17 protein-coding genes and 1 pseudogene are annotated in these 22058 nt (G+C 42.3%); 13 read left to right on the top strand and 5 right to left on the bottom strand.

From position 1 onward, the window contains the following. Positions 1–466 precede the first annotated feature (466 nt). The 5 genes from DP116_RS12950 to hemE all read left to right on the top strand — a co-directional run bounded on the left by DP116_RS12950 (position 467) and on the right by hemE (position 6842). Entirely contained in the window at positions 467–1726 is a 1260-nt protein-coding gene (locus DP116_RS12950; RefSeq protein ID WP_169155579.1) for an RNA-guided endonuclease InsQ/TnpB family protein, read from the top strand. A 151-nt stretch (positions 1727–1877) separates the two neighbouring features. Further along, complete coding sequence (locus tag DP116_RS12945) at positions 1878–3098, top strand: peptidoglycan-binding protein (RefSeq protein WP_422614225.1); 1221 nt, start codon at positions 1878–1880, stop codon at positions 3096–3098. 393 nt (positions 3099–3491) lie between these two features. Then, positions 3492–4415 carry a S66 peptidase family protein gene (locus tag DP116_RS12940; RefSeq protein WP_169155578.1) on the top strand — a complete coding sequence of 308 codons (924 nt, stop codon included), beginning with the start codon at positions 3492–3494 and terminating at the stop codon, positions 4413–4415. A gap of 564 nt (positions 4416–4979) precedes the next feature. Further along, the gene (locus tag DP116_RS12935; RefSeq protein ID WP_169155577.1) at positions 4980–5294 is read left to right on the top strand and encodes a hypothetical protein; all 315 of its coding nucleotides are present in this window, start codon (positions 4980–4982) and stop codon (positions 5292–5294) included. Between the two features lie 492 nt (positions 5295–5786). Further along, on the top strand, positions 5787–6842 hold the full coding sequence (hemE, locus tag DP116_RS12930; RefSeq protein ID WP_169155576.1) for a uroporphyrinogen decarboxylase: 1056 nt from the start codon (positions 5787–5789) through the stop codon (positions 6840–6842). Positions 6843–7038: 196 nt separating this feature from the next. Here the strand turns inward: hemE and DP116_RS12925 are convergent. Next, positions 7039–7410 (bottom strand): annotated as a pseudogene (locus DP116_RS12925) (DUF2887 domain-containing protein); the annotation flags it as partial. 90 nt (positions 7411–7500) lie between these two features. Here DP116_RS12925 and DP116_RS12920 point away from each other — a divergent pair. Continuing rightward, a complete protein-coding gene (locus tag DP116_RS12920) occupies positions 7501–8460 on the top strand; it encodes an NAD-dependent epimerase/dehydratase family protein (RefSeq protein ID WP_169155575.1) in 960 nt (319 codons plus the stop codon). A gap of 356 nt (positions 8461–8816) precedes the next feature. On the opposite strand, the gene DP116_RS12915 is transcribed toward DP116_RS12920, so the two are convergent. The 3 genes from DP116_RS12915 to DP116_RS12905 all read right to left on the bottom strand — a co-directional run bounded on the left by DP116_RS12915 (position 8817) and on the right by DP116_RS12905 (position 13297). Next, positions 8817–10844, bottom strand: coding sequence for an HAD family hydrolase (locus tag DP116_RS12915; RefSeq protein ID WP_169155574.1), 2028 nt, complete (start codon positions 10842–10844; stop codon positions 8817–8819). A gap of 216 nt (positions 10845–11060) precedes the next feature. After that, positions 11061–11903 (bottom strand): hypothetical protein, encoded by an 843-nt coding sequence (locus DP116_RS12910; RefSeq protein WP_169155573.1) that lies wholly within the window; start codon positions 11901–11903, stop codon positions 11061–11063. Positions 11904–13117: 1214 nt separating this feature from the next. Then, entirely contained in the window at positions 13118–13297 is a 180-nt protein-coding gene (locus DP116_RS12905; RefSeq protein ID WP_169155572.1) for a hypothetical protein, read from the bottom strand. Positions 13298–13414: 117 nt separating this feature from the next. Between DP116_RS12905 and DP116_RS12900 the strand changes: the two genes are divergently transcribed. Both DP116_RS12900 and DP116_RS12895 read left to right on the top strand, forming a co-directional pair. Next, on the top strand, positions 13415–14269 hold the full coding sequence (locus DP116_RS12900) for a DUF4231 domain-containing protein (RefSeq protein WP_169155571.1): 855 nt from the start codon (positions 13415–13417) through the stop codon (positions 14267–14269). 218 nt (positions 14270–14487) lie between these two features. Continuing rightward, a complete protein-coding gene (locus DP116_RS12895; RefSeq protein WP_169155570.1) occupies positions 14488–16074 on the top strand; it encodes a B12-binding domain-containing radical SAM protein in 1587 nt (528 codons plus the stop codon). A gap of 111 nt (positions 16075–16185) precedes the next feature. Here DP116_RS12895 and DP116_RS12890 read toward each other — a convergent pair whose 3' ends face one another. Beyond that, positions 16186–18324 carry a sensor histidine kinase gene (locus DP116_RS12890; RefSeq protein WP_169155569.1) on the bottom strand — a complete coding sequence of 713 codons (2139 nt, stop codon included), beginning with the start codon at positions 18322–18324 and terminating at the stop codon, positions 16186–16188. Between the two features lie 306 nt (positions 18325–18630). Here DP116_RS12890 and DP116_RS12885 point away from each other — a divergent pair, with 306 nt between their 5' ends. The 5 genes from DP116_RS12885 to DP116_RS12865 all read left to right on the top strand — a co-directional run bounded on the left by DP116_RS12885 (position 18631) and on the right by DP116_RS12865 (position 21976). Beyond that, on the top strand, positions 18631–18942 hold the full coding sequence (locus tag DP116_RS12885) for a hypothetical protein (protein WP_169155568.1): 312 nt from the start codon (positions 18631–18633) through the stop codon (positions 18940–18942). A gap of 68 nt (positions 18943–19010) precedes the next feature. Beyond that, positions 19011–19211, top strand: a complete 201-nt coding sequence (locus DP116_RS12880; protein WP_169155581.1) for a hypothetical protein — start codon at positions 19011–19013, stop codon at positions 19209–19211. A gap of 198 nt (positions 19212–19409) precedes the next feature. Next, positions 19410–20669, top strand: coding sequence for a GNAT family N-acetyltransferase (locus tag DP116_RS12875; RefSeq protein WP_169155567.1), 1260 nt, complete (start codon positions 19410–19412; stop codon positions 20667–20669). Positions 20670–20675: 6 nt separating this feature from the next. After that, positions 20676–21269 (top strand): Holliday junction resolvase RuvX, encoded by a 594-nt coding sequence (gene ruvX / locus DP116_RS12870; RefSeq protein WP_339381449.1) that lies wholly within the window; start codon positions 20676–20678, stop codon positions 21267–21269. A 134-nt stretch (positions 21270–21403) separates the two neighbouring features. Further along, complete coding sequence (locus DP116_RS12865) at positions 21404–21976, top strand: DUF3727 domain-containing protein (RefSeq protein WP_169155566.1); 573 nt, start codon at positions 21404–21406, stop codon at positions 21974–21976. Positions 21977–22058 lie beyond the last annotated feature (82 nt).

The following is a 22058-nucleotide window of genomic DNA, read 5'->3' as shown; positions in this document are numbered from 1 at the left end:
GAGACCAGCGCTGCGGGAGGGTTTCCCTCCGCAGGCGACTGGCGAACCCGGAGGGTAGTCAAAAAATATCTCAAAAATAAATAACCGACTCAAGCACAACAACTCCCGCTCATGTGCTTAAATTTGAGTATTAGCCAGAGTGTATTCAATATACCGAAGCCAAGAAGACATTTGATATTTATGTAGCTTATAGTTATCTTGTGGGGGTTCGGGGGCTATAAGACTCACGCCATAGTTGTACTCAACGGGCGCGTGGGATACATCGGTCTCCGCACTTACCGATTCCCCTCAATGGCGTCGCATCCTGCTAGAAAAATCGGCAGCCTTTGTTTGTTTGATTGATCTGTCGGTGCGCACGGGTACTCGTAATAAGAAGGCTGCCGATTTTTTGTCGCTTAGTCCCTCAGGGATGAGGTAAGCATTTACTAGACACTACAAGTCTAGTAAATATGCTACAATTCATTTCATGCTAACACTTAACTATCGCTATCGAATTTATCCTAATGCCGCTCAAGAGCAAATATTAATTGAGTGGATGGAACTTTGTCGAGGTGCATACAACTATGCACTTCGAGAGATCAAGGATTGGTGCGAGAGTCGTAAGTGTTTAATTGATAGATGCTCTTTAGAAAAAGAGTATATCCTTCCTGCCGATCTAAAGTTTCCTTGCGTTGTCAAGCAACTAAACAACCTGCCTAAAGCCAAAGAAAACTTCCCGAAATTACGAGAAGTGCCTTCTCAGGTTTTGCAGCAGACGATTAAGCAGTTGCATCGTGGATGGGAATATTTTCAAGAACGTGGATTTGGATTTCCTCGTTTTAAAAAATATGGTCACCTGAAGTCACTGCTTTTTCCTCAATTCAAAGAAAGTCCTGTGACAGACGTTCATTTGAAGCTCCCTAAAATTGGAATAATCCCTATTAACTTGCACCGCCCGATCCCTAATGGATTTGTGGTAAAGCAAGTGCGTGTTTTAAGGAAAGCCAATCAATGGTATGCATCTATCAATATTCAATGCGATGTCAATGTTTCTTCACCGATGCCCCACGGTTATCCTATTGGAGTGGACGTGGGGCTAGAAAAGTTTTTAGCAACCAGCGATGGTGTTCTTGTAAAACCGCCTAAGTTCTTCAAAACAATGCAAAGTAAGCTGAAATTGCTGCAACGCAGACTGTCTAGAACACAGAAGCGGTCTAAGAATTACGAAAAACAACGTATGAAGGTTGCAAGAATGCACCACACAATAGATAACAGTCGGAAAGACTTTCATTTTAAGCAAGCTCATGCCCTTTGTGACACTGGAGATATGGTCTTCATGGAAGACTTGGATTACTCCAAAATGGCAAAAGGAATGCTGGGCAAGCATATGCTTGATGCAGGATTTGGTCAATTCCGAACTATCGTCAAGTATGTATGCTGGAAACGAGGAAAGTTCTTTGCACAAGTTGACTCTAGGGGAACCTCTCAGGAATGTCCAGGATGTGGTGCAGTCGCAAAAAAAGACTTGAAAACTAGGGTACATCATTGTTTCAACTGTGGTTATACCACGGACAGAGATGTAGCTAGTGGTCAAGTCATTAGAAACCGAGGCATAGCCTCAATTAGTACGCCAGGGCTTGGCGGAATGGAAACTGCCTGTGCAGCCGATCTACCGGGGACGAAAATTTCTTTGTCTAGGCAAGTGGCGAAATCCCGAAAGGGGAAAACCAGGAAATCTTCAGAGTGATCTGGGGAAGCCCACACCATAATCTCTGATTTGGTCAGACCAGTGCGAATGACGGGTTTCCCTGACTTGGCATCTGGCGTATGCGCAAAGCGCACGCCCTCTGGGCTAAAGCCGTCAGGCGAAAGTAGGTATACCCGAAGGGTGTGGGAGGATGTCACTGTGGTATCAATGGCTTCCAATGCACGTTCTGGCTGAAACTTGCTATATGAGGCGACGCTATTCCTCTATTATTTTCATTGCTTGCCTTGCTTGCTTAGGATTTGACCAACGTCCAGCAAGTGCAGTTAAACCTGAAATTGTTTTTAAAAATTTAGAACTTGCTCAAGCCAGTTCCAAAGATGCTGCTAAGCAGTCCATTCTTAGACTTGGTAGCACAGGTGTAGAAGTGAAGTCACTGCAAACCTTACTTAAGAAGTTAGGATACTATGATGGCGAGATAGATGGACGGTATGGCATAAGTACAAGCCGTGCTGTGACTAAATTTCAACAAGCAAAAGGTTTAAGTGTAGACGGTATCTTTGGTGATGCAACTAGGCAGAGTCTTCAGACAGCAATAAACAAGAAATTACCGCCTTCTTCCATTGCAATTAGTTCTACCACTGAACCCAAGACCAAGAAAGAGACAGAAACAGACATAGTTTGGTGGTCACTTGTGGGTACTGGTGTTTTGGGAAGTATTGGGGCATTACTTTATATAGTAAAAAAGATTGAGAAGGGTACAAAAGTTGTAAAATACCCAGAAAATTATAGTCAGCTAAACACCAGTTCAGTTCCGCAAACAATAGAAAAGTTTCACACAAAGAACGACGACGAGGAGTTTCATAACACTAGTGTCATCAGTACACAAGAAACAGAAACAACGATACCACCGTCTACTGAATTTTTACCAATGGAAACAACTTCTCGCCTTGCCAAAGTTGACATCATTGACCAGTTGATTTCAGATTTACGTAGCCCTGATATAACACAGCGACGTAAAGCTATCTGGGATTTAGGTCAAAAAGGAGACTCACGAGCAATTCAGCCTTTGGTGGACTTGATGGTGGATGCAGATTCTCAGCAACGCAGCTTGATTTTAGCTGCTTTAGCAGAAATTAACACCCGCACACTTAAGCCAATGAACCGTGCTTTGGCAATTTCATTGCAAGATGAAAGTCCACAAGTGCGGCAAAATGCCATTCGCGATTTGACTCGCGTATATGACATGATGGCTCAAATGAGTCAAATCTTATCTCATGCTGTGCGAGATCCGGATGCAGACGTGCGATCAACAGCAAAGTATGCTCTTTCACAGATGAATCGTATCCGTGCTTTGCCTGGTGATGCAAGTGAAGAAGGTAAAGATGAGGAAGAAGAAGACAAGAATTTTTAACAGTTACCAGTTACCAGTTATCAGTTATCAAGAAAGTCAAGAAATCGCTTCCTCTGTTCACCCTTCGGGTATCTCCTGCCCAGACGCTGCGCGCACGCCTCCGGCGAACGCTTGCGCTTACGCCAGATGCCTCTGTCGGGAAAGCCGTCATTCGCACGCTTACTCACTGTTCACTGTTCACTTGAATTTTCTCTGGGGCGTAGGGCGTGATACGGGCGATACGGAAGCCGCCTGCACTCTATCGCTCTCAACGATGCTTTCTGAAAATTTTAGATTTTTGAATTCATGAGCCATATTTTTTGCTCTGATATTGGATTTTGCACGGTTAAGAAGATATAAATAGCGAATACGAAATTAACATTTTGTATTATTTGCTCTGAAATAAGTTTATTGATGCAATCCAAAACTCAAAATCTCAAATCTAAACTTGTTCCTCCACCTCTCAAACCAGGTGACTTATTACGAGTGATTTCTCCTAGCGGTGCTTTACGGGAATTTGAAGCTTTCCAAAAAGGGGTAGAAATTTGGCGATCGCGTGGCTATCGAGTCGAAATATTCCCAGAGATAGAAGACAAATGGGGATATTTAGCTGGTAAAGATGAATTTAGGCGCGAGCAACTAGCAACAGCATGGCAAGAGCCAGAGTGTCGTGGTGTTCTTTGTACTAGAGGTGGTTTCGGTAGCACCCGTATTTTGGAAAATTGGACATGGCAGAATTTAGAAAACTCAGCACATCCATTGTGGCTCATTGGTTTTTCTGACATCACCGCGCTTTTGTGGAGTCTTTACACAGCAGGAATTTCTGGTGTTCATGGTTCCGTGCTGACAACTCTGGCTTGCGAACCAGATTGGTCAATTCAAAGGTTATTTGATTGTGTGGAAGGTCGCCCTCTTGCACCTTTAAAGGGTTGTGGTTGGGGTGGAGGTGTGGTTAATGGTATCTTGTTACCAGGTAATCTTACGGTGGCAACTCATCTGCTTGGTACGCCAATGCTACCAGATATGGATGGTGTGGTTTTGGCATTGGAGGATGTGACAGAAGTTCCGTACCGCATTGACCGCATGCTAACACAATGGCGGATGAGTGGTGTTTTATCAAAAGTTCGTGGAATTGCACTGGGTAGCTTTAGCCGTTGTGAAGCGCCTGCAAATGTTCCTAGCTTTAGTGTTGAGGAAGTGTTGCGCGATCGCCTAGGAGATTTAGGCATTCCCATTGTCTCAAACTTGCCTTTTGGTCATGAAGCTCCCAATGCAGCTTTACCTGTGGGAGTCCCAGTTCAATTAGATGCAGACAAAGGTATTTTGAATATACTCTAACCAAGCAGCGGTGTTAATCTTTATTCTTAAGTATACCTAACCCTTACTAAAATCATTTCTAGAACCCTCTACGTTAAGTGAACGTATGAGGTTTTTTTTTATGTCTTAAACACAAAACTGTCCCAAGCTGACAACATACGCAGCTTATCTTATACCCAATTTTGCCTAAAACATGGTATTCATAGTACATATGTATTCATGTCTACTACCCTGTCTACCTCCGAAACTCTTGTTCCATAAAGCTTTCAAGCTTTCAAGACCTCAGGTAGACAGGGTAGACAGGGTAGATGTCACTAACTTTTTATATTTATATATTATTCTCTACTCCTCTCTCACCCCCGTCCCCAAAAGGAGTGCTACGCAAATGCAAACGCATATAGCCAACTTGCATACGATTCTGGAACACTCAGATCGAGCAAGAATTTCTCATTTCAATTTCACTCATGCATAAGTTAATTTTGCTTACAACTAATTAAAAAAGGAAGGGCTACAAACAATCGCATAATTAAACTTTTGTCAATGTGTAAGCTCTAACAAAATCCAATCACTTAAGGAAAATCAACCATGTACATGAATAACTTTCGCCGTTTCATCGTTCTGATGGGATTAGCTTTGACTCTACTAGTGGGAAGTTTTACAGCACCAGCATTTGCTCAAGAAACACTAGCACAAAAAGATGCACCTACTACAGCACCAATACCTGTGACTCAACCAGTTTTTGATCCACCACCACCACCTGATCCCACGGATAAAAACGAGTGCTGGAGCGGAAGAAATTGTGAGGGGAGAATCTTAAACAATAGGGATGCACATAATTGCAAGAATTCTGGTGGAAAGTCTTGGCGAAGTAGACTGACGGGAGATTGTACCAATTTATAATGGAATAGCTGTGAACTACTTACATTTACTTGAATACAAGTACGGTGTAGGTAGTTCAGTGTGACTTGATAAGGTCGCCTCCAATGGGACACCATGTCCCTGAAGATTTCCACCTCATGTCCTAAGTAGGTGGGCGCTAAAAAACACATCTAGATTAAGAAATGTAAATCGCTTGAAAGCTTATTTTTAAAGCGTTTATGGTGCTTTACATAAGTTTATCACGCATCTCCACTCAATTGCATTCTGAACGCCAGACACCTACGGAGGGAGAACGCCACATGCTTCAAGCCGGGAAACCCGTCCAACGCAGTGGCTCCCCTCCTGCAGTGCTGGCTCCTCCTGACTTATTCTTTAATATTTATGAAGTTTTGAGTCCAATTTGAATAGAATTTTTACGAGCAACGCTTCAAAGACGAGTCTTATCAAAAAAGGGCAATCCTAGGATGATAAGCTAAACAATGACATAAAAAAGAGTTTAGGATGAACTGTTAAATGGGTATTTCTTCCAACGCTCCTTATCTTCTCAGGGCAGCTCGTGGTGAAGTGTTAGATCGTCCCCCCGTATGGATGATGCGACAAGCGGGACGATATATGAAAGCTTACCGAGATTTAAGGGAGAAGTATCCTTCTTTTCGCGATCGCTCGGAAATACCGGAAGTAGCGATTGAAATATCCCTGCAACCTTGGAAAGCCTTTCAACCAGACGGAGTGATTTTGTTTTCTGATATCGTCACACCGCTACCTGGTTTAGGTATTGATATGGATATCGCTGAAGGTAAAGGACCAATCATTCACTCGCCCATTCGCACGAGTGAGCAAATCGATAACCTGCATACCTTAGAACCGGAAGAATCGCTGCCTTTCATTAAAACAATCCTACAAGCATTGCGGCAGGAAGTGGGCAACGAATCAACTGTGTTGGGCTTTGTCGGTGCACCTTGGACATTAGCCGCTTATGCGGTGGAGGGAAAAGGTTCAAAAACCTATTCCGTCATCAAAAACATGGCGTTCTCAAATCCGACGCTGCTGGATAAGTTGCTGACAAAATTCGCAGATGCGATCGCCATCTACGTCCGCTACCAAATTGACTGTGGCGCACAAGTTGTGCAAATGTTTGATTCTTGGGCAGGACAATTGAGTCCTCAAGATTATGAAACCTTCGCACTACCCTATCAACAGCGGGTTTTCCAACAAGTCAGAGAAACTCATCCTGATACACCTCTGATTCTATTGGTGAGTGGTAGTGCAGGTTTGCTTGAGAGAATGGCAATATCAGGTGCCGATGTGATTACTGTAGACTGGACAGTAGATATGGCAGACGCACGGGAAAGATTAGGTAAGCACCTCAAAGTGCAGGGAAATCTTGACCCTGGTGTATTGTTTGGTTCTAAGGAATTTATTCGCGATCGCATTTACGATACTGTGCGGAAAGCTGGCAATAAAGGACACATTTTAAATTTGGGTCACGGTGTTTTACCGGAAACTCCAGAGGAAAATGTTGCTTTCTTCTTTGAAACCGCTAAGCAACTTAGTAGTGCAGTTGTATGATCAGCTGAGGTTAGGGGCGCAATGTTTTGTGTCCCCTGGCTGTCTCATCGCTATCGAATTAAACAATCACTCCATGTCTACTTTCCCGCAAATTGTGGTTCAATTACCTGAAAATTGCTGTAAAAGGCGTGAAGCTGCCTTTAACTTGGTTTAACGCTCCAAGTCTTTGTAGATTTGTGTTTCTTCAATGTTCATTCTATGTGCTTTGCTGTGCAGCTAAGCGGACAGCTTCTACATCAACATTAAGCTGTTGAGCAATCTGTTCCACGCTCATCCCAGTTTTTAGTAACAGAGGTATCGCTGCTCTCAACATTTCTTCTCGACCCTCGGCTTTCGCTTCTTGATAAACTCTTGTTTGCTCTAAAGTCAGTCCTAACATAGCTTCAACTTCCTCTCTACTCAAGGTCGAAAACTTATAAACAGCAATGGTAGTAATAATATTTAGTATTTCGTTTTTCGGCAGCGTGCCTGTTTCTTCTAATTGTACTCGCTCAATTAATTGCTTTGCTTGCTTTGCCATCGTTTCATCCGACGCAATTGTCAACTGCATCAAATTAATGCCAACTGGCTCATGAATAATCCTTGCCTACTAATATGAAACTTTTTTCTCATTCACAATTCATAATTGATAACTCCTAAATCTTATTTGAAACTCTCTATGACCCAGAAACGGATTTTAGTCACGGGTGCAAGTGGTTGTATCGGTCACTACATAAGTGAAGCCTTAATTCAAGAAACAGAACACGAACTGTATCTGCTGGTTAGGAATCCAAAGAAACTGCAAGTCGATACTCAAGCACGTCCTGGTGTGACTGTCTTGCAGGGTGATATGCAAGAAATAGAGCAATTTGCTGACTTGCTGAAAACGATAGATGTTGCTGTGTTGACAGCGACGGCTTGGGGTGGTGAAAAAACATTTGATATTAATGTCCATAAAACGCACGAGTTGCTGAACTTGTTAGATCCAGACAAATGCGAACAAGTCATTTATTTTTCCACAGCTAGCGTTTTGGATCGCAACAACCAACCTTTGAAGGAAGCAGGGGAACTGGGTACAGATTACATCCGTTCCAAGTACGATTGCTTGCATAAGATATCGCAGTTAGCAATAGCCCCTAAAGTGACGAGTGTTTTTCCTACTTTAGTGCTGGGGGGCGATCGCAATAAACCCTACTCTCACATTACATCTGGTATTCCAGAAGTAACGAAATATATAAATTTGATTCGCTATTTAAAAGCAGATGGCAGTTTCCACTTCATTCACGGACAAGATATTGCCACAGTAATAAGATATTTGATTGAGAATCCTCCAAAAAAAGAGGAAACACGCTCTATTGTTTTGGGTGAAGAAAAATTAACTGTAAATCAAGCAATAGAAGAAGTTTGCGCTTATTTAGGCAAAAAGATTTACTTTCGCATTCCTTTATCTTTATCTTTAGCCAATTTAATTATCGTTTTGTTCCGTATTCAGATGGCTGCTTGGGATAGATTCAGTATGAACTATCGGCATTTTACTTACCAAAATGTCGTCAATCCAGCCAGCTTGGGTTTGCCAAATTACTGTGCGACGATGAGCGATATTTTGAAAATTAGTGGTGTCAAGCCATTTATCAAGTAATATCGGTTTCGTTTAATGACCTCAGAACCGTTACCAACTTTCCCTGCAAGCTTACGGTGTACACACATCTCGCTCAAAACCTTACCCTCGCTTTTTGCTACGCAAAAATCTTTCCCTCTCCTTAATAAGGAGAGCCAGTGCGTTGCGGGGGTTCCCCCCGTTGTAGCACCTGGCGTGAGGGATGCCCGACAGGGCAGGGTGAGGTTTTCCCATTAATAAGGAGAGGGATGCCCGACAGGGCAGGGTGAGGTTTTCCCAGAATTTTGAGTCATTCGATGACTTGTGTGTACACTGCTTCCGGGGAGGGGTTAGGAGTGGGATCTTCCTACTATAGACAAGTTAAGGAATTTTCGTTCTTAAGGGGTTTGTAGTGAGCGCTTAACTAGCTTGAGTCTAGGAGTGAGAACTTTAGACTTGATACTCAAGAGCAAGCGCCGATAGCGGCGAAAACCTTGTATTCCCTTTTGGACTGGTAAGGAACTTTGGGCGACTGATCCCTCAAACCATAGACCTTGATTATAAGCGAATCTCGCAGTCAAAAAAGATTTAGCAACATTTATCCAAGAGTAGGATTGAGCAAGAGAATTAGTATTCTCGCTATGACCTGCCTCCCAGGGAAAGTCACCCCAAGCCTTCGCCTCTGTATAAGAAGGACTCAACCAAAACGACTGAAGGACATCTGCAGAAGCTTGGCGCACATCTGCCCATGGATTAACTAAGTTTGGATCAAGTAACAGATTCTCTGTAAAAGAGTAAACTGCCTTCCTAACAAGTGGTAGTCCCCAGTCGATGATCCTTTGATTATGTTCTTCCTTGAATACCGGTCGAACTTGATCCCCTTCCTCCATGAAGCCAAGCACGGTACCATGATCTGCACTACAAAACATTTCCAAAGGAACAATACCCAACTCAGGTAAAACATCTTTGAAGCCAGTTCTTGTCCGTTGATCGAAGAAATAGCCTTTCTTAGAGTCAGATTGATTTCCCTTGGAATTACTCTTAAGACCATAAAAGAAACCCACATCAAGTGTCGCACCGTTAGCGTTGACAAGTGCAGCTAGGGAATCATACGAGCTGCCAAACCAACCGACATCAACTAACCCCTTTGGAATTGAGTCAAGCACCCCCTCTTGGTCGAGATATTTCATCAGAACTTGTTGCTTTTGAACAGCTTTCTGAAGAATGAGTTCACTAACTTCCGGTTTGTCAAGCACTGGGTGTAATGCCTGCACTTCTTGTGGACTCAGAATTCTAGACCAATCTTCTTCTTTGAATCCGATAGCAGCCAAGCTATCACGAATCTCTTGGGGAGCAATAGAAACCCGCGCCAGAAAGTCTCGAATAGAGAGGGTACTCGTGCCATCCAAAATCCAGCTTGGTCTTTTCAGCATCTCCAATGCCTGCTGTGGATCAAGACTGACGACTGCTGGCAGATTCCACGATAATCTGCTGCCGTAGATATAGCGAAGTTCGCAAGAAAAGTTGAGCTTGCCGACTAATCTACGCGCTATTTCCAGCAAAACTTGACCATCTCTTGATACGAAGTACAGCCGTTTTAAGCCCATCAGCTGAGCCTGTTGGAGTATCCAGAGAACATAGCCGACTAATGTAGGAGCTACTACGCCTGCAGCGACATCACGTAGAGCCTCCTCTTTTGAGGACGACACCGGGACTTGCAAGCGCACCAATCTGGAAGCACCAGCCATTGCAGAAGATAAACCTTCTGTCGCATAGGAATGTGACTCCAGTTTTTGTTCATATCGATTCAAGTTGCCTTCGGAAAAATGTTGAGCTTTCAACCCAACTTTTTTCGCACCTTGAACATCAATACGCAAATCATTACCGTAGTGAGAGACTTCGGCAGGCGAAACACCCTCACGATTGAGCAATTCTCGGAAAAGTTCACCTGTTGCCTTGGATTTTCCGTATTCATAAGATACATACAATTCATCACCATCCACCCAGAACGAATGACGCACTAACTGCTCTTTGATGAACTCAGCAGGCAAATACATATCGGACACGAAAACCACACGCTTGTTTTGCTTGCGGGCAGTCTGGATGAGATCTCTTGCAATGGGGATCGGGCGAATTAGTTCAGATTCCAAGGCACATTCAATGTGCATGATTTTTTCGCGTTGCTCATCAGTGAGTCGTAGGGCGATCGCAACTTCTGTGTAGATTTGGTGCAAAGAATATTTTTCACCCACATTGCTGTGTGCCCGGAACTCAGCTGTAGTGCGAGCATGAACGAACGCTTCAGGTGTACAGTTAATCAGGGATTGACCCGCCAGTTGCTTACCTAGCAAAAGAAAGAACGCTTTTGGTGTTCCTACAACTCGTGTCAGAACCGTGTCAAAGACGTCAAATGAAGAGATTTGCATTGTGTTGATGTATTCGTTTTTAGTAAAAATTAGCGAACGTACACTAACTGCGACACTTACCATTCAATACGTGCCGGTTAATAGTATCTGTCACCCAGTCATAGTGCAGAGTTACGGACACACTAACAAAGGCTGCTTCTGCAGCCCATAGAAATTACCCACTTATGTAGGCTTAGTTTGTTTAACCTGCAGGCTTACTCAAAAAGTATTGACTCATCAAGCTAACGCCAAATTAAACCAAAACTTGTGTCTGACATCCCTAACATAATGTCTTAAAGCAATTTCTTTACTAGCAAATTTATCTGGATAAATGAACTGATCTTCTACATTGAGAACATATCGTTGCGAGCACAGAGGTATACCATGATTGTGGTGGATTGTCAAATGCACCACTGTTTGTTCAGTAAAATATGAGGGAAGTCCTTCGATATTCGCCAAGCGTTCAATAGCGAAATTCCAATCCAATTCGTGCTTGAATAAAATAAATCCAGCATTGATTGGATTTAACTTCTCAGAATCATTTACAATGATTCTCTGATCTAGTGAATTAGAGCAATCAAGTAAATATCTAGTGTATTTATCGTCTGAAGTGGCTAACTGAACTAAGTCAATTCCACCTGGAAAAAATAAAATATCTGAATCTGTGTAGATAGTTGGACCATTCACAGGAATTGACATTAATGCCGACAACTTTCTACCCATTGCATGCTGTTGGGCATATTCAGAAACACATTGAGGCAAATCGTTTCTAAGAAGTTTTTTTAATTGCACCACCTCAACACAGGGATGTATCCGGCGGAGTAAACGACAACTATCATCAGTGTAGCTACCATCAGAAATCACAGTGAATGTATCTGGAATGCCAACATGACGGATGAATGACCGAATACTGACTACTTGTTCTGGTAAATCGCGCTCACAAGATAAAGAATAGACATTTATTGGAACTTTTCGATTTTGTTTGATGGGAAGATTCACCAACTTAACAACTACATCTCTATAAAGAGAACGAATAAATTGACCTTGAAATTTGGCCGTATGATAGCCTATGTTTACCATTTCTTAATCCTCATCAAAAACGATAATTGTTACGAATATAGCTAGAGTCAGATTTGGAACTGTAGATTAATGGCTACAATTCTACCCAGCCTGATATCATTTCGGGTTGTATTAGACTTGATAGATGCTAAATATAAACTTAGAAATGAGTTCCTAATAGTTTATTTATTAACTTTAGCAAATCTATCTGGTCAGTTAGAAGTTTAAACTATATCTAAGCTGTACATTTTGTCATTATGAACGTAGTCCTGAGCATGCTTAGTTGGAACACGAGCGTATCTCCTGCCCAGACGCTAGGCTGGCCTGGGGGAACGCAAAGCAACGGTGCCGTAGACATAGAGATCACCAGATACGCAAACACTACGAAGAGCACTCTGTTGGACATAACACTTCTGACTTCAACAGACATCCTCTAAGTAGCTCTCATCAACTACGTTCACCAATACACATAAAAATCTTCTTTCCTTCACTCTCTCACTCTTTCCCTCCCTAACTCCTCATTTTCAAGATAGTCTGTACCTTGTATTTTCATGTTTAATACTGAAGCTGTGATGCCTCAAAAAAATATGATTTTGTACTTAATACTTACCAAAGACAGCCGGAAAGCCCATTTCTTCTAGAGATCGGACGGACAATCACCAAAGTGCGGGAGACGTCGGTGCAGTGCTGTCCTCATCAACCGCCGCCCACTGTCTCGATTCTTAGTCTTTAGTAATTAGTACTAATGACCAATGACTCGAAACATCGCGGCTTTTCGTGATAGTCAAGTAGAAGCAGTCAAGGGCAGCCAGGGGATGAATTAAGTACTTTTATTATGTGTATATGCAATATATAAATTTGCATATGTACAATACATTAATTGCGTGGAAATACATGGTCAACAAATATTTGTTTGATTTACAGATTTTTTAGATTCGCAAGACAATATATGTCGGTATTCCTAATTTTAGGAGTTATGCATTGACAGAAAAGTGATTCTGGTCTAAGATATAATACTTTGAGTAGATGCACTCTTGAACATCCGGTGCTAAAGCTGTGAAAGCGTCTCATTTTGAAAAATAAACCCAGCCACCCAGCGAATAAAATTCAAAGGCTATACAAACACGCGTCCACGCAGGTGGATCTACAGAAAGCCTACAGAGGTTGGCTTTCTATAGCTGAGGCAGTGCTCGGCTAGAATTTCAAGCGTTGGGTAAAACAAGCGAAAAATCTGCCTAAGCTGAGGAAAAATCGCCCTGTGCTAAAATTGTGAGCCACTTGCGGTGGTGAGGCAGTCTGGTGAGTCCAGCATTGCAGTCCTTGTTTCCGTAAGCGCAAGCAGACGCCGGAATTGTTTGCAAAATCGGCTTTGCGTGAATTTTTGGGAGAGATTGCCCCAAATGGAAGTCACTCATTAAACTTTTTAAATATTCTCTAATCTGCATCTTAATCCTGGCATTTTGTATGCTGAAAAACATTTTGCCAGAAAACTTACTATACTTGTATGTGATCACCGAATTGGCAACTGAGCAATGACGACTATTGAGCAGAAAAACCAGACGGAAATATCCGATACGCAGGAACAATCATCGTCCTCATCAAGTCAAAAAATGTTGTTTACCCTGAAGGTCTTTGAGTATTTCTTTTTAGCTGCTTTTATTGGTTCAGGTGTTATTACTCTTGTTTTCCCAGACAATCCAAGAGTCATACTCACTGGATCTATTTCTTTGGCTATCTTTGTTTTTCTGTTCCTCATCAATCAACAAGTATTTCGGGTTTCTAGTAACGCCGCTTCTAAACTCGAACTGCAGAAAAAAGCCGAACTCTATCTGATGAACAGTAACAATCACTCGACAAAGAACCCGATAGCGCCAGCGAGAGAAAACGCTTTACAGTATTGCCAAGAGTTGATTGACGATTATAAAAAAACTCGAAATCTATCGAGAAATCTTTACTATGGTTTGCAAATGTCAACCATTGTTTTTTCCGGAGTGACACCAATTTTAGTTTTGGTAGACAAATTGGAACCAGGTCAAGGTTTCCTGAAGTGGCTGCCCGTAATTTTTCCAGCTATTGCCTCTATAGTTGCTAGTGTCGTCACCTCGTTTCCTTTTCAGGAAAATTGGATTTCTGCTAACACGACAGTTGAATCGTTAGAAGCTGAACAAGAGAAATTTGTCTTGGGAATAACTCCATCTTATCGTTGCTATGACTCAGCTGACGAAAGCGAACAACAACAAAAGGCAAAGGAGGCAATAGAAAACTTTGTTATTCAAGTGAATAATATTCACCTCAATCAATTGCAAGCAGTCGGTGAGGGTCAGAAAAAAGAGGAGAAGACACAGCCCGCAGATCAATCTAGCCAGTCAAACTCACAGCAGAGTTAAGGAATTTTTGCTTTTGACAATAAATAGCGTCTAAGTGCCACACTCTGGGTTGGGTTGCAACTCGATGCACTTAGGCGCTATTGTTCACCTATGTGAACTAGCTACACTCGTGCTATCGGACAGAAACTTCAAAGAAGAAAACTTCGTCAGTGTACCAATCAACTTTTTATGATAGTTGAGCGCGAAAAAACACTTTTGTTTGTGAGGGTTGACGGTTCATGCGAATTTTACTAGTTTATCCCATTTTTCCCAAAACATTTTGGTCTTATGAAAAAATCTTGGCATTAGTTGACCGCAAAGTTTTGTTACCACCATTGGGTTTGGTGACAGTTGCAGCAATTTTGCCTCAAGAATGGGAGTTTAAGCTAGTTGATCGCAATATCCGCCCAGTGACAGAAGAGGAATGGGCTTGGGCGGATGTGGTCGTCTTCTCTGCGATGATAGTTCAAAAACAAGATTTATTAGAGCAAATTCGCGAAGCAAAACAACGTGGTAAGTTAGTTGCTGTGGGCGGTCCTTACCCCACCTCAGTTCCTGGGGGAGTTCAAGAAGCTGGTGCAGATTTCCTAATTTTAGATGAAGGGGAAATTACCCTCCCGATGTTTGTCGAAGCAATTAAACGGGGTGAAACCTCTGGGACTTTCCGCGCTACAGAAAAACCTGATGTCACAAACACCCCAATACCCCGTTTTGAGTTGCTGGACTTTGACGCTTACGACATGATGTCAATTCAATTTTCGCGGGGTTGTCCTTTCCAGTGCGAATTTTGTGACATTATTGTTCTTTACGGACGCAAACCTCGCACCAAAACTCCTGCACAACTGTTGGCAGAGTTAGATTACCTCTATAAGCTGGGTTGGCGGCGTGGTATTTTTATGGTGGATGACAACTTTATCGGCAACAAGCGCAATGTTAAGTTGTTGCTCAAAGAGTTAAAGGTTTGGATGGCAGAACACAAGTATCCATTCCGGTTTGACACCGAAGCTTCTATTGACTTAGCACAAGATCCAGAATTGATGGAGTTGATGGTTGAGTGCGGTTTTGCTGCGGTGTTTTTGGGAATTGAAACACCGGATGAAGACAGTTTGCAACTGACAAAGAAGTTTCAAAATACGCGTAGTTCATTAACTGAGGCTGTGCAAACCATCATCAAAGCTGGTTTGCGCCCGATGGCTGGGTTTATTATTGGTTTTGATGGAGAGAAATCAGGCGCAGGCGATCGCATTGTCCGCTTTGCAGAACAAGCAGCAATTCCCTCCACAACTTTTGCCATGTTACAAGCGCTACCAAATACTGCCCTTTGGCATCGCCTCAATAAAGAAGGACGACTACGAGAAAATAAAGACGGTAACATCAATCAGACAACTTTGATGAACTTTATCCCCACTCGTTCTTTGGAAGATATTGCCAGAGAATATATTGAAGCATTTAGTTATTTATATGACCCAGTGTGCTACTTGGATCGTACCTACCGTTGTTTCCTAATCATGGGTGCACCGAGTTGGAAAGCACCATTCAAGATGCCAGAGTGGGTTGTTGTGAAAGCGCTGCTGTTGATTATTTGGCGACAAGGGATAAAACGCGAAACTCGCTGGAAGTTCTGGCACCACCTGTTTAGTATTCTCAAGCGTAACCCCGGGGTTGCAGAGCATTATCTCGCGACCTGTGCCCACAATGAACATTTCTTGGAGTATCGCCAAATTGTACGGGAGCAAATAGAATCTCAGCTTGCTGAATATTTGGCACAAGGCGTAGAAAAACCATATGAAATAGTGAATCAGACAGTGGCTGCTGTAGCTAGTTGAGTATGGATAATAGTTTGTTCAGCCTGCATCATTTGTAAACAACTGACATAGTCAACAGTAGTTTTGTCCTGGAGTTGAAGCGCTACTACAAGCCTATTTAATCTAGGCTATTTATAATTGTGAAAGCGGCAGAGTGATGAGAAATGTTGTTCCTTGAACTGGGTTAGAGTTAACTTCAATTTTCCCCTGATGCTTTTGAATAATTTGATAGCAAATCCACAGTCCTAAACCAGTCCCTTTACCTACCGTTTTTGTCGTGAAAAAAGGCTCAAAGATTTTATCTTTGAAATTTGACTGTATCCCACAGCCGTTATCAGTAATTCTTATGCAAACACATGGAACAGAGTCTTTCCCAGAGGCTGCAAAAATAATCTCAGTATAAATCCGAATTGTGGGGGTAGGAAGTGTTTCTTTTACAATTGCCGACTTCCTATTTCCCATTCTCTCTTCTAATGCGTCTATTGCATTGCTGAGTATATTCATAAAGACTTGATTGAGTTGTGCTGGATAGCATTCAACCAAGGGCAAATTTCCATATTCTTTAATAACTTTAATTTTCTCTTTCGTTCGATGATTGAGGATTAATAAAGTGCTGTCAATTCCTTCATGGATATTCACAGCTTTCATTTCGGCTTCATCAAGACGTGAGAAATTTCTCAATGATAAAACAATGTCGTGGACACGTTGAGCACCCATTTGCATTGAGGACATCAGTTTGGGTAAATCCTCACTGATAAAATCAATATCAATTTCACTAAGTTGATTTTGAATAACAGCACTTGGCTGGGGATACTCTCTTTGATAAAAAAACAGTATTTTCAAAAGTTCTTCTGTGTACTGTTTAGCATAAGTTAAATTGCCGTAGACAAAATTGATAGGATTATTGATTTCATGGGCAACTCCTGCCACCATATTACCCAGCGAAGACATTTTTTCAGTCTGAATTAATTGTGCTTGAGTTTGCTGAAGTTCGTTTAAAGCTTGGCTGAGTTGTTCGTAAGCTTGATTCAATTCCTGATTTTTTTGCAAAAGTTGCTGAGTCCGTTCTTGGACTCGTCTTTCTAATGTTTGCCGTGCTAACTGTAATAGTTGAGTATATTCTGCTATTCTGCTAATAAGACTGTTGAGAGAAGTGGCTAATATCCCCACTTCATCATGAGTCATAACAGGAGATCGCAAATCAAAATTCGATTCCATTGTGACTTTTTGCGCGAATTTAGCTATAGCTAACACAGGGTCAGAAATTTTTCGCGCTATGTTCCTACCTACAAAAATTGTGATCAAAGCTGACAACACAAAAAAACTCCATAGTCCTAACCACAAAAACTGTAGTGTATTGTTCAAAGTAAAAAGTGATTTCAGCAGTACAATAGTAAGATAAGAATTGCTCAATCCTGAAACAGTTACCCTTTTAGCTAAGTAATCTTCACCCGCAATGATGAGACGTTGTGGCGGTCTGAAAGCTGGGGGTAGTTGCCAATGAGTTTCGCAAGCTGCTGGTAACGTAGAAGCATAAACACATATCAGATCTTCGTTGTCAGATATTGCCGTTTTGTCTATGTTGAATCCTACTATATGTTCGCTGTTCGTAGTCTCTAGATGTTGAAACAATTCTTGTTTGATAAGAATACCAATTTCAATTGCACCAATCACTTCTTCTTTGGACTTAACAGGTGCTAACCCAACAAGAACTGACTGCGTTTGTCCTTCTTTTGTAGAAAAGTTGACGACATCCGAAAGATACAAACCACTCAGTGCTTGGGAAAAGCTTCTTTTGTCTTCCAGGGTTGAGTTTCCTAATTGTCGCTGTCCTAAATCCAACAGAACGCGACCATTTTGGTTAACAATCTTGAGGAAATCAAGTTCTAAAGTCGTTTTTTGTGGTACAAACAACTTTATAAGTGCTAAAGTATTTGCCTGCTTGAGTGCAAGACGCACATCATCCCGATCTGCCATCAGCTGTACCCAAGAACTTAAGTGTTGTTTTTCTCTATACAATTCCTGCAAAACTATTGAAGCAGTTTTCTCTACAGAGGAGGTTATCTGTTGTTCCATCTTGTGGCTAAACCAGAAAGCAAAGCTGATGATCAATAGCACCATGATGCTAAAGAACACCAGAAGAAATGGCATGATGATTCTCTGGCTTAAAGCTAGTTTTGCATAACTGGCTTGTAACTTCACACCTCGTCCCACAGTTCTTGAGTTGACCCGTTGCTCTACTGTTTCGTTGAAGAAGTGGTAAATTGGCATTGTTTGTATAAGAATAAATCAGCAACAGTTACCAAAGATGGCAAGAAAGACCCTTTCACACGCGGGACACTCACCTGTGTTGGGAGATCCCCCAGCCATTGTGCTGTCCTCATGAACCGCCGCCCACCGTCTAGTAGATCATCAGTCATTACTACTCATGACTTACGGAGTCGCGCAGAAATAACTTATCTGTTATAGAAAAAATAACCTTTGTTTATCAAGGCTTTTGGGTATGAGAACGGGTAACTTATTCGTGCGCAGTTCCTTAGTACACATTCCCATAAGAAGGGTTCGGAATTTTTGGGAGTGATAAATTCTTGTCCAGATTTATTCACATTTGGATTTCCGACCCCTATTAATGGTGAGGCAGTTGCGGTGGGTAGTCGCCGAGGACGCCAGTCACCTGCGGCGGGAAACCCGTCCGCAGTGCTGGCTCGTCTTGGTGGTTTCCACGCCACTTGCACTCAACGAGGAGACCTCCAAGGGGTTTCTCCCTCTCTCCCAACTCCGTCTCCTGGTGCTTCTTTTGTGACGGGTGGATACTTATTTACGCGCTATGTGCCAAGCGCTGAAATCTTCCTGCCATACATTAAACTTCATTGCGAAGTAAGAAGATAGGCAAAATAACATGATAAATATTTTGTAATGTAAAACAACTATAAAAATTGAAGGAGAACACAGTGGCAATGGAATCAAATTTATTAACGAGCACAAATGCAGTGCGTGATGATTTTAGTGAATATGTTGCCCATCTACAGCTTCACATGGCTCTGCAGGCTCGCAATCTGGTTCCACCCCTGAAGCAGTCTTTGGAAGACAGCCGGGAGCAATTACTCCATCAAACCCAAGCTCATTTTGAAAAACTAGTGTCTCGTAGAGCCATCTAGTTCCAAAATGTTAAATTAATGTTAATCTAAAGTAAGCTGAAAGCAGATTTTGTTAAGACAAGGCTAATGCTGTTCTGCTACAAATCTGCTTTTTAATATCTTAAAGTTACGAAAATCACCCTTTCGGTTTAATAGAAAGTAGCACAAAGCCGTTAAGATTATTGCAGCAGTTCCTTTGACCTAGTTACTCTAAGCTGAATGGCGGCTCGAATGAAAATGACCTCATTACTTCAGCGAAATCTTAGCGTTGTTATCCGACCAGTCCAATACCGGGACTTGGACGGAATTGAACGCCTAACTCAAGAGTCATTCGCAGCCCAAACCCCCAAGGGAGCTTGTGATGCAATGCGGCAAATGCAATGGCTGCGCGGCTGGTATGGATTACTCAAGTGTTTGAGCTGGTTTCCCAATCCATTACGGTATCGTTTTTGTTCATACGTAGCAGAACAAGGGCGTATGCTTCTGGGAATGATTCAAATATCGCCGTTCAATCGCACGCACAGCACCTGGAGAGTTGACCGCGTGATGATAGAGCGTGCGATAGATAAGCAAGCAGTTGGCTCGCAGCTTTTGCGCTATTGCTTTGAATCAATTTTGGAAGCTCGTACTTGGCTTTTAGAAGTGAATGTCAATGACAAAGACGCATTGGCGCTTTATCGCAAAAACGGATTTCAGCGCTTGGCAGAAATGACATATTGGGAAATAGAACCAGAGTTGCTTGAAGAATTGGCAAAATCAGAACCAGACTTACCCAATTTGCTGCCTGTAAGTAATGCTGATGCCCAGCTACTGTATCAACTCGATACGGCATCAATGCCACCTCTAGTAAGACAAGTGTTTGACCGTAACGCTGATGACTTTAAAACAAGTCTGTTTGGCGCTTTAACAGAAGCAGTTAAGCAGTGGGTGACGAAAATAGAAGTTGTGAGTGGTTACGTTTTTGAACCCCAACGCAAAGCCGCGATCGGCTATTTTCAGCTGCGACTGGATCGTAAAGGTCAACAGCCCCATGTGGCAACCTTGACAGTTAACCCAGCTTATACCTGGTTGTATCCAGAGTTACTGTCTCAACTAGCTCGAATAGCACAGGATTTTCCTCCACAAGCTCTACAAGTCATCTCAGCAGACTATCACCCAGAAAGAGAAGAGTATTTGGAGAGAATGGGTGCAAGTCGTATAGAACACACCTTGATGATGTCTCGCTCTGTGTGGCATAAACTGCGGGAGTCAAAATTTGTCTCCTTAGAAGGAATTCAGTTACCAGAGATGTTGCAAGGATTACAACCTGCACGTAAACCGATTCCTGGTGGTATGTCATGGGCACAACAAGGACAGCCAGTGTCGCCAGACAGAAAAGCACAACCCAATACGACAAAAGAGACTGTTGTCTTTTCGTGCAATAACTGTAACGTAGAAACATCTAGCCAGCAAGAATCGGCAGATGCACGGCAGGAGTAATTCGCAGTGAGTTTTGAACAAGGACACAAGGAGAAGGATATAAGGGGACAACCAGACAAAGGGACACAAGGACAATATCTCCCCCGCTCCCCTGCTTCCGCTGTCCCTCTCTCCTCCCCAACTCCACCGACTGATGAAAAGAACTCACGGCAGTTCGTTTCTGCTTTAGGATTAGATGTAGGGCGCAAACGTATTGGTGTAGCAGGGTGCGATCGCACTGGTTTGATTGCCACTGGTATCACTACTATAGAGCGCACATCGTTTGATCGGGATGTGGAGCAAATACGACAACTCGTCAATCAGCGCCAAGTGCAAGTCCTAATTGTTGGGTTACCCTATTCTATGGATGGTTCTTTAGGATTTCAGGCTCGTCAAGTGCAGAAATTTACGACCAGACTTGCCAAGGTTCTCAAACTGCCTGTGGAATATGTTGATGAACGATTAACTTCATTTCAGGCAGAGCAGATGCTCATAGCAGAGAATCGCTCCCCCTCTCGTCACAAACAACTTATTGACCGTAAAGCAGCATCCATCATCTTACAACAATGGCTAGATACAAGGCGCTCTTGTTTGAAAAGCACACTAGTTTCTGCTGATTGATGCAAGCTTTTAACATGATATTCTGAAATTTATTAATCAGTTTTACCCCTAGTTTGATTAATAATATCTGTTGAAAGAATTCGGGTATTATAACAGTTGCTGGTAGTTTTTAGTAAAAAGTCGATATCTCCACTATGTTTTCCTCATCCTTTCCTGAAGAAAATGATCAGACTCGTACTGGTTCCATCACTTTGACTGATGACAAAGGGAGAACCCTCGAATGTTACATTGAGCATTCACTCACCGTAGATGCTCAAGAGTACGTTTTGCTTCTACCCGTTGACTCACCAATAGAAATTTTTGCTTGGCAAGGTGATGAAGAGGAAGAAGAAGCCATCTTAGTGGAAGATGAAACGATAATCGACCAAATATTTGGCATAGCCCAGGCTGTTCTTTCTGAGCAAAATCTCCTTTTGAAGCATACAGCTTATGCTCTGACTGTTGCAGGTGAATTACCACCAGTGGAAGAGTCAGAACTTTTTACTCTAGAAATTGAAGACGAAGAAGCAGATTTAGAGCCAGAGCAATTACAACTGCTATCGAGCTTCTACCACGAAGAACAAGAGTACGCAATTTACACTCCCCTCGATCCACTGCTGTTTTTCGCACGAATATCTCAAGCTGGTAAACCAGAATTGCTCTCACCAGAGGAGTTTCGTCAAGTCCAACCTCTGTTGGAAGAACATTTGTTTAATGAAGTAGAGTAAGATAAAAAAAATCCCTCATTAAAAATTAAAAGAATCAAAAATTTTTAATTTTTAATGAGGGATTTTTCATTATCATCTTTTA

The sequence above is a fragment of the Brasilonema bromeliae SPC951 genome (assembly GCF_012912135.1).
In the GTDB taxonomy this organism is placed as follows: domain Bacteria; phylum Cyanobacteriota; class Cyanobacteriia; order Cyanobacteriales; family Nostocaceae; genus Brasilonema; species Brasilonema bromeliae.
This window is presented reverse-complemented; position numbering and strand designations above follow the sequence as displayed.

Bases quoted from the DNA above. Each gene is read 5' to 3' on its own strand.
- DP116_RS12950 (WP_169155579.1), top strand. From the start codon at position 467: ATGCTAACACTTAACTATCGCTATCGAATTTATCCTAATGCCGCTCAA.
- DP116_RS12945 (WP_422614225.1), top strand. From the start codon at position 1,878: ATGTCACTGTGGTATCAATGGCTTCCAATGCACGTTCTGGCTGAAACT.
- DP116_RS12940 (WP_169155578.1), top strand. From the start codon at position 3,492: ATGCAATCCAAAACTCAAAATCTCAAATCTAAACTTGTTCCTCCACCT.
- DP116_RS12935 (WP_169155577.1), top strand. From the start codon at position 4,980: ATGTACATGAATAACTTTCGCCGTTTCATCGTTCTGATGGGATTAGCT.
- hemE (WP_169155576.1), top strand. From the start codon at position 5,787: ATGGGTATTTCTTCCAACGCTCCTTATCTTCTCAGGGCAGCTCGTGGT.
- DP116_RS12920 (WP_169155575.1), top strand. From the start codon at position 7,501: ATGACCCAGAAACGGATTTTAGTCACGGGTGCAAGTGGTTGTATCGGT.
- DP116_RS12915 (WP_169155574.1), bottom strand. From the start codon at position 10,844: ATGCAAATCTCTTCATTTGACGTCTTTGACACGGTTCTGACACGAGTT.
- DP116_RS12910 (WP_169155573.1), bottom strand. From the start codon at position 11,903: ATGGTAAACATAGGCTATCATACGGCCAAATTTCAAGGTCAATTTATT.
- DP116_RS12905 (WP_169155572.1), bottom strand. From the start codon at position 13,297: ATGAGTGACTTCCATTTGGGGCAATCTCTCCCAAAAATTCACGCAAAG.
- DP116_RS12900 (WP_169155571.1), top strand. From the start codon at position 13,415: ATGACGACTATTGAGCAGAAAAACCAGACGGAAATATCCGATACGCAG.
- DP116_RS12895 (WP_169155570.1), top strand. From the start codon at position 14,488: ATGCGAATTTTACTAGTTTATCCCATTTTTCCCAAAACATTTTGGTCT.
- DP116_RS12890 (WP_169155569.1), bottom strand. From the start codon at position 18,324: ATGCCAATTTACCACTTCTTCAACGAAACAGTAGAGCAACGGGTCAAC.
- DP116_RS12880 (WP_169155581.1), top strand. From the start codon at position 19,011: ATGGAATCAAATTTATTAACGAGCACAAATGCAGTGCGTGATGATTTT.
- DP116_RS12875 (WP_169155567.1), top strand. From the start codon at position 19,410: ATGGCGGCTCGAATGAAAATGACCTCATTACTTCAGCGAAATCTTAGC.
- DP116_RS12865 (WP_169155566.1), top strand. From the start codon at position 21,404: ATGTTTTCCTCATCCTTTCCTGAAGAAAATGATCAGACTCGTACTGGT.